The 15601-nt window shown below is 42.8% G+C and carries 11 protein-coding genes; 2 read left to right on the top strand and 9 right to left on the bottom strand.

What is annotated here, in order from left to right; all coding sequences use genetic code 11:
- Positions 1 to 107 precede the first annotated feature (107 nt).
- Entirely contained in the window at positions 108 to 641 is a 534-nt protein-coding gene (locus tag ACM5BR_RS11565) for a DUF2529 family protein (protein WP_416828063.1), read from the top strand.
- Positions 642 to 845: 204 nt separating this feature from the next.
- Here ACM5BR_RS11565 and ACM5BR_RS11560 read toward each other — a convergent pair whose 3' ends face one another.
- The 9 genes from ACM5BR_RS11560 to ACM5BR_RS11520 all read right to left on the bottom strand — a co-directional run bounded on the left by ACM5BR_RS11560 (position 846) and on the right by ACM5BR_RS11520 (position 14074).
- Complete coding sequence (locus tag ACM5BR_RS11560; RefSeq protein WP_416828062.1) at positions 846 to 2453, bottom strand: CTP synthase; 1608 nt, start codon at positions 2451 to 2453, stop codon at positions 846 to 848.
- Between the two features lie 224 nt (positions 2454 to 2677).
- The gene (gene rpoE / locus ACM5BR_RS11555) at positions 2678 to 3244 is read right to left on the bottom strand and encodes a DNA-directed RNA polymerase subunit delta (RefSeq protein ID WP_416828060.1); all 567 of its coding nucleotides are present in this window, start codon (positions 3242 to 3244) and stop codon (positions 2678 to 2680) included.
- Between the two features lie 179 nt (positions 3245 to 3423).
- Positions 3424 to 6642, bottom strand: a complete 3219-nt coding sequence (gene icmF / locus ACM5BR_RS11550) for a fused isobutyryl-CoA mutase/GTPase IcmF (RefSeq protein WP_416828059.1) — start codon at positions 6640 to 6642, stop codon at positions 3424 to 3426.
- 12 nt (positions 6643 to 6654) lie between these two features.
- Positions 6655 to 7281 carry a TetR/AcrR family transcriptional regulator gene (locus ACM5BR_RS11545; protein WP_416828058.1) on the bottom strand — a complete coding sequence of 209 codons (627 nt, stop codon included), beginning with the start codon at positions 7279 to 7281 and terminating at the stop codon, positions 6655 to 6657.
- A gap of 186 nt (positions 7282 to 7467) precedes the next feature.
- Positions 7468 to 8604, bottom strand: coding sequence for an acyl-CoA dehydrogenase (locus ACM5BR_RS11540; RefSeq protein WP_416828057.1), 1137 nt, complete (start codon positions 8602 to 8604; stop codon positions 7468 to 7470).
- 17 nt (positions 8605 to 8621) lie between these two features.
- Positions 8622 to 9761 carry an acyl-CoA dehydrogenase gene (locus tag ACM5BR_RS11535; protein WP_416828056.1) on the bottom strand — a complete coding sequence of 380 codons (1140 nt, stop codon included), beginning with the start codon at positions 9759 to 9761 and terminating at the stop codon, positions 8622 to 8624.
- 34 nt (positions 9762 to 9795) lie between these two features.
- Complete coding sequence (locus ACM5BR_RS11530; protein WP_416828054.1) at positions 9796 to 10647, bottom strand: 3-hydroxybutyryl-CoA dehydrogenase; 852 nt, start codon at positions 10645 to 10647, stop codon at positions 9796 to 9798.
- Positions 10648 to 10752: 105 nt separating this feature from the next.
- Positions 10753 to 11931 carry an acetyl-CoA C-acetyltransferase gene (locus tag ACM5BR_RS11525; RefSeq protein ID WP_416828053.1) on the bottom strand — a complete coding sequence of 393 codons (1179 nt, stop codon included), beginning with the start codon at positions 11929 to 11931 and terminating at the stop codon, positions 10753 to 10755.
- A 31-nt stretch (positions 11932 to 11962) separates the two neighbouring features.
- Complete coding sequence (locus ACM5BR_RS11520) at positions 11963 to 14074, bottom strand: (Fe-S)-binding protein (protein WP_416828052.1); 2112 nt, start codon at positions 14072 to 14074, stop codon at positions 11963 to 11965.
- A gap of 229 nt (positions 14075 to 14303) precedes the next feature.
- Here ACM5BR_RS11520 and cls point away from each other — a divergent pair, with 229 nt between their 5' ends.
- Entirely contained in the window at positions 14304 to 15497 is a 1194-nt protein-coding gene (gene cls / locus ACM5BR_RS11515; RefSeq protein WP_416828050.1) for a cardiolipin synthase, read from the top strand.
- Positions 15498 to 15601: the final 104 nt, after the last annotated feature.

Below are 15601 nucleotides of genomic sequence, written 5' to 3'. Positions count from 1 at the left end.
CTATATATTTTAAAGGTTTTCCTGCATAACGTACAACATTACATATTTTTAACAGACGTAAGAATCCTATATAATAAAGGAGAAGTACGAAAGGAGCACTAAACCGAGTGAAAATATTCTCAACACAACTACAAGGCTATTTTACAAAAATTTCACAGCAGGAAGAAATGAATATAGAGAACAGTGCACGGCTGCTCGCCCAAGCCTCTATAACCGGCGGATCGATTTATATGTTCGGCACAGCAGAAATGCAAGGAGTCGTTTTAGAAGCGCTCTACGGACAAGAGCCCCTTTCAGGAGCAAAGACGTTACAACCTAATCAACTAGCTGACATTGGTTCAGAAGATCGCATGATCATAATCAGCCGGTTTTCTACCGACCCTGATGCAATTGCCCTTGCAAAAACACTTCAGCAGCAAGGCCATTCCGTAATCGGTATTTCCGCTATCAAAGCTGGTACGGAATCATTAGAAGCGTATACAGATTTTCATATTGATACAAAGCTACTTCAGGGACTCATCCCAAATGAAGACGGAACACGTCATGGGTTCCCTAGCATCATGATTGCACTATTTGCCTACTACTGCGTGAAATTTACGATAGAGGAAATCTTACAGGAGTACGAAGAGGAACTTAGCTAAGAAAAGCGCAAGCGCCTTGGTCAGCCCCGAAAAGCAAATGTTCGCAGGCCTGGGAAGTCGTTCTTTGACTTCATATGGCCCTAGGTTATTTGACCTCGAGGGGCTAGGCTGCTTGCGCTGGACAATTCTCTAGGTCAAAACTTTTATACTTATCAAAAACAAAGATCGCCCTCAAGGCCTTGAGGGCGATCTTTTTGTATATCCTTATTTACTTTCCTTGTTCGCCATTGATGCATGCACGAAGTCACGGAATAGTGGCTGTGGACGCGTTGGACGGGAAACGAATTCTGGATGAAATTGTGCTGCTACAAACCATGGATGATCTTGTAGTTCTACGATTTCTACTAGACGGCCATCTGGGCTTGTTCCAGAGAAGACAAAGCCTGCTTGTTCCATTTGCGGACGGAATTCATTGTTAAATTCATAACGATGGCGATGACGTTCGTATACAACGGGTTCACCGTATGCTTCGTATGCCTTTGTACCTTCTGTAACCTTACAAGGATATAAGCCAAGACGAAGCGTTCCGCCCATGTCTTCAATATCCTTCTGTTCTGGAAGAAGGTCGATAATTGGATAATTCGTTTCACTGTTAAATTCAGAAGAATGTGCTCCTTCTAGCTTTAACACATTGCGTGCAAATTCAACAGATGCAAGCTGCATCCCTAGACAAATACCAAGGAATGGCACTTTATTTTCACGAGCAAATTGGGTTGCAGTAATTTTTCCTTCAATACCGCGATCACCAAATCCACCTGGTACAAGAATACCGTCTGCGTCTCCAATTAACTCTTTCACATTTTCCTTTGTTACATGTTCTGCGTTAATCCATTTCACTTCAATATCACTGTCAAAAGAATAGCCGGCATGACGAAGTGCTTCTACAACGGAAAGGTAAGCATCTTGCAGTTCTACATACTTCCCTACTAAGGCAATCGTTGTTTTCTTAGATAGATTGCGAACCTTTTGCACAAGAGCTTTCCATTCTGTCATATCAGCAGCCTTGCAGCTTAATTTCAAGTGGTCGCACACGATTTGGTCCATGTTTTGTGCTTGCAGCGCTAATGGAATTTCATACAATGTGTCGGCATCACGTGCTTCAATAACCGCATTTTTATCGATATCGCAGAAAAGAGCAATTTTATCTTTCATATCTTGGGAAACAGGCTTTTCTGTACGAACAACAATAATATTTGGTTGAATACCTAGGCTTCGCAGCTCTTTAACACTGTGCTGCGTTGGCTTTGTTTTCATTTCGCCAGCGGCTTTAATATAAGGGATAAGCGTACAATGAATGTACATTACGTTTTCGCGTCCGATATCACTCTTAATTTGACGAATTGCTTCAAGGAATGGAAGAGATTCAATATCTCCTACTGTTCCGCCGATTTCAGTAATAACAACATCGGCATTCGTTTCTTTTCCTGCACGGAATACACGTTCTTTCAATTCATTCGTAATGTGCGGAATAACTTGCACCGTTCCGCCTAAATAATCGCCGCGACGCTCTTTTTGAAGTACAGAAGAGTATACCTTACCAGTCGTTACGTTACTATACTTGTTCAAATTAATGTCGATAAAGCGTTCATAGTGTCCAAGATCCAAGTCCGTTTCTGCACCGTCTCCGGTTACAAATACTTCCCCGTGCTGATAAGGACTCATCGTTCCTGGGTCTAAGTTAATGTATGGATCGAACTTTTGAATCGTTACACTTAACCCGCGGTTTTTCAATAATCGGCCTAGAGATGCAGCGGTAATCCCCTTTCCTAGAGATGATACTACGCCACCAGTTACAAAAATATACTTCGTCACAAAAGTTCCCCCTTAGAGATGTTTATATGAAACGTTACGATAGGTAACGTACATGAGGAGTAGTCTGTTTTATTGTTAGCATTTTTGACTATCTCAACAAAAAAAAAGAAAAAACTCCCTATTCCTTACATAGGGAGCTATCTTCTTATATATAAAACGTACATCATTACTCAATTTAAAGAGCCCAAACATGATTCTACCTAGACTGATTTAAAAAGTCAAGGCTACAATTTTTCAGAATTATCGTCGTCTTCGCCCGGATCTTCTTCTTCATCTTCGACAAATACTCCTTCTTTTTCTAATTCATCTTCTTCATCTTCATCTTCATCTTCATCAAAGATGTCATCGAATTCTTCGTCTTCTTCATCTGCATCTTCTTCAGTAAAGTCTTCGTCGAGATCTTCTTCTTCATCAAGATCTTCTTCAGCCAATTCGTCCGGATCATCGAAATCGTCTTCCAATACGACTGGTTCATCGTCGTCTTTCTTACGTTTCTTCTTAGGCTTTGGTTGAGGCAATACTTCCTCATCGATTTGTTCGTACGGATACCAACCGCGAAGTCCCCAAGTGTTTTCTCCCATACAGATGAAACGTCCATCAATATTTAAGTCTGTATAAAATTGAGATAGTTTTGAAACTAATTCTTCGTGTGAAAGACCAAGTGAGTCTGTTATTTCCTTGACAATCTCTTTAAATGATGTGGCTTGCTTCTTATTTTCTAGTATGATAAAGGCAAGCTCGATCATTGATAATTCTTTTTGCTCTTCAGGTGAATATTGCTCTAGATTCACGTGTAAGACACTTCCTTTCTCTCATTAATCGTCCATACCCATTATAAGGCCTGTATAAAAAAATACATACTATTCATTATAAACAATTCATAATGCTTTATGCCACAAAAAAAGAGAAACGCAAACAGGATATGTCCTGTTTGCGCCTATTACTTTCATTTTTTCATTTTTTCGATTGGTTACATATTTCTGCGGTATTGTCCGCCAACCTCATAGAGAGCTTGCGTAATTTGTCCAAGACTCGCTACTCTAACGGTTTTCATAAGCTCTTCAAATAAATTACCGCCCTTAATTGCAACTCTCTTTAAGCGATCGAGCGCTTCCTCTGTCTGCACAGCATGCTTCTCCTGGAAGGCTAATAAATTTGTAATCTGCATTTCTTTTTCCTCATAGGATGCACGAGCTACTTCCATACTATTTACATCCTCATCTAATGATGGCGATGGATTCAAGTACGTATTCACCCCGATGATTGGAAGTTCGCCGGTATGCTTTTGCATTTCATAGTGCATACTTTCGTCCTGAATTTTACCGCGTTGGTATTGAGTTTCCATCGCACCTAGCACACCGCCGCGATCATTAATACGATCAAACTCCTTCAGCACAGCTTCTTCCACAAGATCCGTAAGCTCCTCGACAATGAATGAACCTTGCAGCGCATTTTCATTCTTCGTCAATCCAAGCTCCTTTGTAATGATGAGCTGAATCGCCATCGCTCGGCGAACAGACTCTTCCGTTGGTGTCGTAATTGCTTCGTCATACGCATTGGTGTGAAGCGAGTTACAGTTATCCTGGAGAGCCATAAGTGCCTGCAACGTAGTTCGTATATCATTAAAGGCAATTTCCTGAGCATGCAAGGAACGTCCAGACGTTTGTACATGATATTTCAGCTTCTGACTTCGTTCATTCGCTCCGTACTTCTCCTTCATCACAATAGACCAAATACGGCGTGCCACACGACCAATTACCGTGTACTCAGCATCTAGACCATTACTGAAAAAGAAAGATAAATTCGGTGCAAAATCATCAATATTCATGCCGCGGCTTAAATAGTATTCTACATACGTGAATCCATTTGAAAGGGTGAAAGCAAGCTGTGAAATTGGATTTGCTCCCGCCTCGGCAATATGATAGCCAGAAATCGAAACCGAATAATAGTTTCGTACTTGACTTCGAATAAAGTAATCTTGAATATCCCCCATTAGGCGAAGGGCAAACTCTGTTGAGAAAATACATGTATTTTGTCCTTGATCCTCTTTTAAAATATCAGCCTGCACAGTCCCGCGCACGGTTTGCAGCGTCCGCACCTTCACTTGCTCATATTCTTCCGGCGTCACAATCCGTCCGAGCCGCTCTTCTTCTCGTTCGATTTGCTGATCGATAGCGGTATTCATAAACATAGCTAGAATAATTGGTGCTGGCCCATTAATGGTCATAGACACAGAGGTAGAAGGAGCACATAAATCGAAACCGCTGTACAGCTTTTTCATATCCTCTAACGTACATACGTTAACGCCGCTCTCGCCAATTTTCCCAAAGATATCAGGACGCTCTGATGGATCCTCCCCATACAGCGTAACGGAATCAAAGGCGGTGCTTAAGCGCTTAGCATTATCATCCTTCGATAAATAATGGAAGCGGCGATTCGTACGCTCCGGTGTCCCTTCACCTGCAAATTGCCGTTTCGGATCTTCGTCAGCACGCTTGAATGGGAACACACCAGCCGTATACGGAAAATGACCTGGTACATTCTCACTGCGTACCCAGCGTACAATTTCACCATAATTGCGATACTTCGGTAGAACCACTTTCGGTATTTCTGTTCCAGAAAGTGTCTTTGTCTTAAGCTTCGTACGAATTTCTTTGCCGCGTATGTTTACAACATATTCATCGGCTGCATAGTCTTCCTTCCATTTATCCCACGAATCAATAATTTGTTTCGCTTCGTCTGAAAGTACATTTTCATAGCTGCGTTTTACGTTTTCGAGCGCTGGGATTACTGTCTCGTCATCCTTCACCGCTTCAAGCGCACCTTCTAATTGGAAAAGACGCTCTGCAACAGCAGCCTGTTTATTCGTTTGTTCATGGTAATTCCGCACCGCTTGTGCAATTTCTCTTAAGTAATAGCGGCGATCATTTGGAATAATAACCGTTTGTTTTTCTACCTTACCCGGTTGAATCAAACGCGGCTGCCAATTTGTACCAGCTTTTGCATTGATCAGTTCGGCAAGTTTTAAAAACACGGTATTCGTACCAGCGTCATTAAATTGACTTGCGATCGTCCCGTAAACCGGCATGTCCTCTAAAGGAAGTTCAAATAGCATATGACTTCGCTGATATTGTTTTTGCACTTGACGCATTGCATCTTCTGAGCCTTTGCGTTCAAATTTATTAATGACGATCAAATCTGCATAGTCAATCATATCGATTTTCTCAAGCTGCGTTGGCGCACCAAATTCACTCGTCATGACATACATATTGAGATCACTAAACTCGGTAATCGCAGCATCCCCTTGGCCGATACCACTCGTTTCGACGATAATCAAATCAAAGCTTGCTGCCTTCACAACTGCAATCGCATCTTGAATAGCAAGCGAAAGCTCGGAGCGAGAATCCCGTGTTGCCAAACTTCTCATGTATACGCGCGGAGAATGGATGCTATTCATCCGAATACGATCCCCAAGTAAAGCTCCGCCTGTTTTTTGCTTCGTTGGATCAATACTAATAATGGCAATCTTCATCTCATCCCATTCCCGAAGGAAACGACGCACGAGTTCATCCGTTAACGAGCTCTTTCCTGCTCCGCCCGTACCAGTAATACCTAAAACTGGAGCAGTTTTATTACCTTGTGGCAGTGATTGAAGGATTTCATTTCCTGTACCTACACTATTTTCTGCAAGCGTAATGAGCTTTGCGACCGTATTCACATTCAGCTCGTTAAGATTCATATCACGAGCTGTTTCGAAATCGCATTCCTGCAGGATTTCGTTAATCATCCCTTGCAAGCCGGATTGTCTCCCATCCTCAGGAGAAAAAATCTTCGCAATGCCATACGCATGCAGTTCATCTATTTCACGCGGAAGAATAACGCCCCCGCCGCCTCCGTATATGCGGATATGACCTGCTCCTTTTTCCTGCAGCAAATCATACATATATTTAAAATATTCTACATGCCCTCCTTGATAAGAGGACATCGCGATCCCTTGCACATCTTCTTGAATCGCAGCATTCACAATCTCTTCTACTGAGCGGTTATGTCCAAGATGAATCACTTCCGCCCCGCTTGATTGAAGAATACGTCTCATAATATTAATAGAAGCATCATGACCATCAAAAAGGCTTGAAGCCGTAACAAAACGCACTTTATGTTTAGGACGATACACATCTACGATTGTCATATTCTATTCCCCCTATGAATTCATATGAATCCCATGCAGCAAGTAGCTCGTCTGCAACTCTATATACTCCTCAATCGTATACAGTTTTTGCAAAATCCACCTGCGAAATCCCCACATCTGCCCTTGTACGAAAATGTTATGGGCAATAATCGTAATCTCCTGCTCCGTAAGCAGGAATTCACCATTTCTTACACATTGCTTTAAAATATTCTCAAACATCCCTACCATTTCAAGCTCTTTCTTGATGACATACGAAAGCGACTCCTTCGAAAGAAATCGAACCTCTTGATACATGATCAGCACTTCCTCCTGCAGCTCATCCATTACTTTGAAATAATCAGCAATCGCTAGCTTTAAGCTTGCTAAACTACCTTTTTCCATCGTAATGACTTGCTCAAGCCGCGCTTTCACGTTGTTATAAATGCTGTCACAAACGAGATCCAATACATCATCTTTCGTTCGTATGTACTCATATAGCGTTCCAATACTGAAGCCAGCCGCCCTCGCGATTTCACGAGTTGTTGTACGAGGGAAGCCCTTCTGCCTAAACAGCTGGACAGCTCCCTTTATCATCTGCTCCCGACGCAGTTCGATTAATGCTTCGTCCTTCACCGATGCTTGAATATTGGGTTTTGTCATTCCCTCGCCACCCTTTCTTCGCAGAGCGGGTGCCCCTGCATCTTTATTTCTTACCTGCATACTATTCTATTTCTCATGTGGCGATTCCGCCCATAAGATGGGTAGATTCCCCATACATACGAAGCTTCCCATACTAATACCCTCTATGGATTTAGGGAGCCGGAGCACCGGTCCCTCTCTTTCTCTTTATTTTGCTAGCATTCTTGAAATAACAAGCTTCTGGATTTCTTGTGTTCCTTCATAGATTTGTGTGATTTTTGCATCACGCATATATCGTTCAACTGGATAGTCCTTCGTGTAGCCATAACCACCGAAGACTTGTACAGCTTCTGTTGTAACTCTCATAGCCGTGTCTCCTGCGAATAGTTTGGACATCGCAGATTCCTTACCATATGGAAGGCCTTGTGACTCTAACCATGCCGCTTGATAAGTTAATAGACGAGCTGCTTCGATTTCAGTCGCCATATCCGCCAACTTAAACGCAATGCCTTGCTGTGCGATGATAGGCTTTCCAAATTGCTGACGCTCCTTCGCGTAGGCAACTGCAGCATCAAGGGCACCTTGCGCAATACCAACAGCTTGTGCAGCAATACCGTTGCGGCCCCCATCTAACGTTTGCATTGCTACTTTAAAGCCTTGTCCTTCTTCGCCAAGTATGTTTTCAACAGGAACGCGGCAATCTTCAAAAATGATTTCCGTTGTAGGTGAAGAACGAATGCCGAGTTTCTTTTCTTTTTTACCTACTGAAAATCCTGGCATACTGCTTTCCACAATAAATGCAGTCGTACCTTGCTTAGATGTTGGATCCGTAACAGCGAACACAATATAAGTATCTGCTACCCCGCCGTTTGTAATAAAAATTTTGCTACCATTTAAAATATAGGAATCTCCGTCTTTTTTGGCATTCGTGCGCATACCGCCAGCATCCGAGCCAGATCCCGGCTCTGTTAAACAATAAGCACCGATCTTTTCACCTGTTGCTAATGGACGAAGATACTTTTGCTTTTGCTCTTCCGTACCAAATTTATAAATAGGCCAGCTACCAAGAGAGGTATGAGCAGATAGCGTAACTCCTGTAGAGGCACATACACGTGATAATTCTTCTACTGCAATAACATAAGCCAAATAGTCACTGCCAATTCCGCCATATTGCTCAGGCCAAGGAATACCTGTTAGACCAAGCTCCGCCATTTGCTCAAACAATCCGCGATCAAATCGTTCTTCCTCATCTCGCTCCGCCGCTGTTGGCTGTACTTCATTAATAGAAAAATCTCGTACCATTTTTCGAATCATTTCATGTTCTTCTGATAATTTGAATTGCATAGTTAATTCCCCCTAGTTTATTGTTTGGTCATATATTTACTAATAACGATTCGTTGGATTTCACTTGTTCCTTCATAGATTTCGCATACTTTTGCATCTCTGAAATAGCGTTCTACCGGATATTCCTTCGTGTAACCATAGCCGCCAAATACTTGAATGGCAGAAGTAGATACCTCTACTGCCGTTCTAGAAGCAAAGAGCTTAGCCATAGATGCTTCCTTACCGCAAGGGATCTGCTCTGAACGCAGCGAAGCGGCGCAGTAAGTAAGAAGACGGGCTGCCTCGACCTTGGTTGCCATATCGGCTAATTGGAAGGCAACGCCTTGTTGTGCGATAATAGGCTTTCCAAATTGCTGACGCTCCTTCGCATATTGCGTTGCAGCATGGAGGGCCGCTTCGGCAATTCCTAACGACTGAGCTGCAATGCCGATACGCCCTACGTCAAGGTTTGCCATTGCGATTTTAAACCCTTGCCCTTCCTCACCAAGCAATTGTTCCTCTGGAATAAACATATTATCGAAGGTAAGCTGTACAGTCTTGGAACCTGTGAGTCCCATTTTGTGCTCATTCTTACCAATGACTAATCCTTCTGTTCCTTTTTCCACGATAAAAGCAGAGATTCCGTTATTCTTAGCTTCTGGATTGGTTGATGCAAACACAATATATGTATCAGCCTCACCGCCGTTTGTAATGAACACCTTCGATCCATTCAGCACATAGCCATTCTCTACTTTATTTGCCCGTGTCTTTAGACTGCCGGCATCGGATCCAGCGCTCGGTTCTGTTAGGGCAAACGCACCTAAGTACTGCCCACTTGCGAGCTTCGGTACGTATTTTTGCTTCTGCTTTTCCGTTCCGAAATACAAAATTGGATTTGTACCAACGGAAATGTGAACTGCAAGAATAACACCGATCGTCGCACTCACACGTGATAGTTCATTAATCCCTAAAATATAAGAGATAAAATCCATCTCGGCGCCGCCATACTCCTTTGGAATCGGGATGCCCATGAGACCGAGATCTCCCATTTTTCGTAGCAATGGCCTAGGAAATTCCCCTTCCTCCATTTTCGGAATCCAAGGAACAATTTCGTTTTGTGCAAATTCGCGTACCATCGATTGCATCATCTGTTGCTCGTCAGTAAACGTCAGCTGCAATTGCCTCACCTCACTAGCTGTAATTTAATGGGGCTTATTCGTAAACGTAAAATCCTCGACCGGATTTTTTCCCTAGCCATCCGGCACTTACATATTTTCGTAATAATGGACATGGACGGTACTTGCTATCGCCTAAGCCTTCATGAAGGATTTCCATAATATATAAACATGTATCAAGGCCGATGAAATCAGCAAGAGTAAGCGGTCCCATTGGATGGTTCATGCCAAGCTTCATCACTTCATCAATCGCTTCCTTCGTAGCAACTCCTTCATAAAGCGTATAGATCGCCTCATTAATCATAGGAAGAAGAATACGGTTGGAGATAAATCCTGGAAAATCATTTACCTCAACAGGAACCTTTCCGATGTTTTTCGTAATATCTTCAATTGTTTGATATACTTCGTCCGTCGTAGCTAGACCACGAATGACTTCTACAAGCTTCATAACAGGTACTGGGTTCATAAAGTGCATCCCAATCACTTGTTCCGGACGTTTTGTTACCGCTGCCAGTTCCGTAATCGGCAACGATGATGTATTGGAAGCTAAAATGGTATGGGAAGGAGTAATTTCATCCAGCTTCATAAAAATTTGTTTTTTAATATCCATTCGCTCTACAGCTGCCTCGATAACAAGATCAGCTTCCTGAGCTACTTCTATTGAAAGGGTAGGTGAAATACGAGCTAATACCGCTTGTTTTTCATCCTCTGACATGCGTTCCTTTTCCACTTGACGTGAAAGATTTTTCGTAATAATTGCGATTCCTCTATCCAATTGCTCTTGCTTCACATCTTGCAATACTACGGAATATCCTGCCATTGCACACACCTGTGCAATACCAGAGCCCATTTGACCTGCACCAATTACAAAAATGTTTTGAACGTTCATTTCGTCATTCCTTTCAAATTTTTAATAGGGAGAATATTTTATTTCGCCATTGGCGAACGGCCCCTTTTCGCCGGAGGGAGAATCCTCCCTCCAGGGGCCGGGATTTCAAACCTCAATTAGAATGGCGTCACCTTGACCACCGCCGCTGCAAATGGCAGCAATACCAAGACCACCACCGCGTTGCTTTAATGCATGAATAAGAGTTACGATAATCCGAGCGCCGCTTGCTCCAATCGGATGTCCAAGTGCAACGGCACCGCCATTTACGTTTACTTTCGTTTCATCGATTCCGGCAATATTCATGCTCGTCAGTGAAACAGCGGCAAAGGCTTCATTAATTTCAAACAAATCAATGTCCTCAACCTTGTGACCTGTCTTTTGTAACAGTTTGTTAATGACATAGCCCGGTGTTCGCGGAAAATTCTTAGCTTCCCCCGCAACGGATGCCTGCCCTAAAATCGTAGCAACGACGTTTTTCTTTTCTGCTTGCGCCCGCTCTTCGCTCATTAACACAAGCGCTGCTGCACCGTCATTTAATCCCGGCGCATTTCCTGCTGTAATGGTTCCATCTGGACCGAAAACAGGCTTTAGCTTTGCAAGAATTTCAAGCGATGTATCTGCTCGCGGCGCTTCATCGGCCCTAATAACAATTGGTTCTCCCTTTCGCTGTGGAATGACGACTGGAACGATTTCTTCCTGGAACCGTCCTTCCTTTTGCGCTGCTACTGCTAGCTGATGACTGCGGAATGCCCAGCGATCCTGCTCCTCACGTGAAATATGCTCCTCACTTGCCACTTCATTTCCATAAGTGCCCATATGAACACCCGTGAATGAACAAGTTAAACCGTCTGCAATATTTAAATCAACCAATTCACTATGCCCCATTCGGTAACCCCAGCGCGCATTTCGTAAAATATAAGGGCTGCTGCTCATTGATTCCATTCCTCCGGCAACAATTAAACTTTGGTCGCCAGAGCGGATTATTTGATCGGAAAGGGTTACTGCTCTCATTCCTGAGGCACATACTTTATTAATCGTTTCCGTGCAAGTTTCCCAAGGGATTCCTGCCTGGCGGGCTGCCTGTCTGGACGGAATTTGCCCTTGCCCTCCCTGAATCACATTGCCGAGAACGACTTCCTCTACCGCACTTGGATCAATATCAGCTCTCTCCAAGGCCGCCTTTATTGCCGTTCCCCCTAAATCAGCAAGCAACACGTTCTTTAATACACCGCCGAATTTTCCAATGGGCGTTCTAGCAGCGCCAACGATTACGGTTTTCCCCATTTTGTCCTCCCCCTTCTATTCTCGTAATCTATTAAATTTCGAGTTCAGCAGGATCCTCCTGCTGCGGCATTCCTACAACAGAACGTTCTAATATTTCCGTAATATCTAATGTTTGAATCCGTTCCTCCGCTTCCTTCGCCTTCGTGCCGTCGCTCATCATCGTCAAGCAATATGGGCATCCAGTACCGATGATCGTCGGATTCATAGCAAGAGCTTGCTCGGTTCTCGCCACATTAATTCGCGTTCCTGCAGAGTCTTCCATCCACATAAGACCACCGCCGGCACCGCAGCACATTCCTTTTTCCCGATTCCGTTCCATTTCTACTAGCGTCACGCCAGGAATTGCTTTCAAAATCTGACGCGGTGCTTCGTATACTTCGTTGTAGCGGCCTAGGTAGCAGGAATCATGATACGTAATCGTCTCATTTACCTCATACTTTGGCTTAAGCTTGCCTTCCTTCACCCACTTTGCCAGCAGCTCAGTATGATGAAAAACATTTGCCTCTAAACCGAAATCTGGATATTCATTTTTAAACGTATTGTAGGCATGCGGGTCAATCGTCACGATATTTTTAACACCGGTTTTTTCAAACTCCTCAACGTTTTTCACAGCCAAGTCTTGGAATAAAAATTCATTTCCTAAGCGTCTTGCTGTGTCTCCAGAGTTCTTTTCCTTATTTCCAAGAATGGCAAATTTCACACCGGCTTCATTCATTAGCTTCGCAAATGATAACGCAATTTTCTGACTACGATTATCGTAGGAGCCCATGCTTCCTACCCAAAATACATATTCAAATTCTTCTCCTGCTTTTGTCATTTCTTTCACTGTTGGGATTACTACATCGTCCCTCAGATCGCGCCATGCTTCGCGTTCCTTCCGGTTCAGTCCCCAAGGATTTCCTTGGCGCTCGATGTTTGTCATCGCCCGCTGTGCGTCCGGATCCATTTTTCCTTCTGTTAATACGAGATAACGCCGCAGATCGATAATTTTATCAACATGCTCATTCATAACTGGACATTGATCCTCGCAGTTACGACAAGTTGTACAAGCCCAAATTTCGGATTCGGTGATAACCTCGCCAATTAATTGCGGTGTTTCCAGCGCTGCTGCCGTTTCCTGGCTTCCAGCTCCTACCGCAGCAAGTTTATCTTGATTTGGGAATACAAACGATGGCACCCAAGGCGTACGAGATGTAACAACAGCCCCTGTTTCAGTTAAATGATCGCGGAGCTTAACGATAAGATCCATTGGAGAAAGCATTTTTCCTGTTCCCGTTGCAGGACACATATTCGTACAGCGTCCACATTCTACGCACGCATACAAATCGATCAGCTGCGTCTGCTTAAAATCCTGAATCTTTCCTACCCCGTAGGTTTCCTGCGTCTCGTCTTCAAAATCGATTTTCTCCAGTTTTCCCGGATTCGTTAACCGGCTAAAGAAAACGTTTACAGGACCAGCAATTAAATGAGCGTGCTTCGATTGAGGCACGTATACTAAAAATGTGAGCAAGATAAGCAGGTGAATCCACCATGCAACATAGAATACTACAGTAGCTCCTACGGTTCCTATTCCAGATAGAACAAACGCAATAGCGGATGCGATCGGTTCGCTCCAGATCAGCCCTTCGCCATGCCAGATTAGGCCGGCAGCATTCCCTAATAAAACAGATAGCATTAGTCCGCCAATAAAGATTAGAACAAGACCTGATTTGAAATTACGTTTAAGACGAACGAGTTTTTCAATATAGCGTCGATAAAATGCTCCATATACAGCAATTAAAATAATGAGTGTGATAATTTCTTGGATGAAGGTAAAAACAGGGTAGATTGGTCCGAGAGGTATGTGATGTCCAGGTGCAAGACCTTTCCAAATGAAGTCGATTGCTCCAAACTGTACAAGAATAAATCCGTAAAAAAACATAACATGAATGGCGCCGCTTTTTTTATCCTTTAACAGTTTCTTCTGTCCGAACACGTTTGTTTTTACGCGTTCCCATCTTTCTTTCATCTTGTTGTCAAATTCGACTTTTCTTCCAAGCTTAATGAAAGCATACCTTGTTCGTACGAGGTAGATAAATAAATACAGACCATAGGCTGTTATAGCGATAAATAGGGCCCAGTTGAGTAGAAGTAAATAGTTCATATCCTATCCCCTTTCTTTGAATCAATTATAGAAACAAATGGATTCATATAGAACTTCATAAATTACAGCAATAGAAAAAAATAGAAATACTGGAACTTTCTTAATTTTCTTCTATATTCATCATAATGAATGAGCGAGCGTTCAGTCAATATTTTTTATCATCCTTACGATGAATTTTTTTATTCAATAGGGTGAAGCTAAAAATAACGAGAGAATGGGAGGGATTGTTATGCGTGTTTTCTTCCTCGTCCTTATGCTCCTCATCCTATGGGCATGTATCGATTTCTGGCTAGGAAGACGAAGACATATCAAGTACAGGGCCCATCGAAAACTGCCGCTGCGACTCAGTCATTTCCAAATGTACACGGATGGCGAGGCTTTATATAAGCAATTATTCCATGATATAGGGCAAGCGAATCATCACATACATATCTTGTTCTTTATCGTGAAGAATGACGAGATTAGCTCATCCTTTCTAAATCTGCTCATCGAAAAAGCAGAGCAAGGGGTAGAAGTTAGATTGCTACTAGACCGATTAGGTAGTCGATCCTTGTCAAAGCAAAGCATTCGCCAGCTTCATGAAGGTGGTGTTCATTTTTCCTATTGCCATTTGGTTAAGCTTCCGTTTTTATTTTTTTCAGCTAACGAACGCAATCATCGTAAAATTGCCATTCTAGACGGCCGGATTGGATACATAGGCGGTTTTAATATCGGAGAGGAATATTTAGGGCATAATGAGTACCTCGGCAACTGGCGGGATTATCATCTTCGTCTAACCGGCGAGGGTGTATATGATTTGCAGCAGCAGTTTCTTCACGATTGGCGGGATGAAACGAGGGAAAATCTCGTGCAAAGCAATGCTTACTATCCCGCTGTAAGTAAAGGAACCGTACTTCATCGCTTTATTCCCACGGACGGAGTATATTTACAAAAAACATTTCTAGACCTAATCGACCAGGCAAAACATGAGATCTATATCGGAACTCCCTATTTTATTCCGAGCCGCAGCTTATACGCATCACTCATTAGCGCGGCGAAACGAGGTGTACGTATTACCATTCTCGTACCGGAAAAAGCAGATCACCCCTTCGTTCGTGAGGCACGGCTACCGTATTTTCGAAAGCTCCACCGCGTGGGATGTAAATTATATGAATATACAGATGGATTTTATCATGCGAAAATTGTCATAATCGATCATTCTATATGCGACATTGGTACAGCGAATTTCGATCTTAGAAGCTTATATTTAAATCATGAGATTAATTGTCTGATCTATGATTGTAATTTCATTTCTTCTATTAAGAAAGAATGCGAAAAGGATATCCAGCATGCTAGACTCATTTCCGAAGAAGAGCTAGCTGCAGGCCCCCTATATGTAAGATGGAAAGAATGGTTTGCCACCCTTATTTCATTTTTTCTGTAGGCAAAATAAGAGCTTTTCCCTAAAGGGGAAAGCTCTTTTTAGTAGTGCAGCACAAGCTATTTCCTACTTAGGAAAATAGCTATAACATTTATTAATCTAAATAT

It is taken from the genome of Ectobacillus polymachus (assembly GCF_048159605.1).
GTDB classification, from domain to species: domain Bacteria; phylum Bacillota; class Bacilli; order Bacillales; family Bacillaceae_G; genus Ectobacillus; species Ectobacillus polymachus.
Note: the sequence above shows the minus strand (reverse complement) of the source record. Positions and strands in the feature narration are given on the sequence as shown.

Coding starts and splice junctions, on each gene's coding strand:
- ACM5BR_RS11525 (WP_416828053.1), bottom strand. CDS start 11,931: ATGGGGAAAACCGTAATCGTTGGCGCTGCTAGAACGCCCATTGGAAAA.
- ACM5BR_RS11545 (WP_416828058.1), bottom strand. CDS start 7,281: ATGACAAAACCCAATATTCAAGCATCGGTGAAGGACGAAGCATTAATC.
- cls (WP_416828050.1), top strand. CDS start 14,304: ATGCGTGTTTTCTTCCTCGTCCTTATGCTCCTCATCCTATGGGCATGT.
- ACM5BR_RS11540 (WP_416828057.1), bottom strand. CDS start 8,604: ATGCAATTCAAATTATCAGAAGAACATGAAATGATTCGAAAAATGGTA.
- ACM5BR_RS11530 (WP_416828054.1), bottom strand. CDS start 10,647: ATGAACGTTCAAAACATTTTTGTAATTGGTGCAGGTCAAATGGGCTCT.
- icmF (WP_416828059.1), bottom strand. CDS start 6,642: ATGACAATCGTAGATGTGTATCGTCCTAAACATAAAGTGCGTTTTGTT.
- ACM5BR_RS11520 (WP_416828052.1), bottom strand. CDS start 14,074: ATGAACTATTTACTTCTACTCAACTGGGCCCTATTTATCGCTATAACA.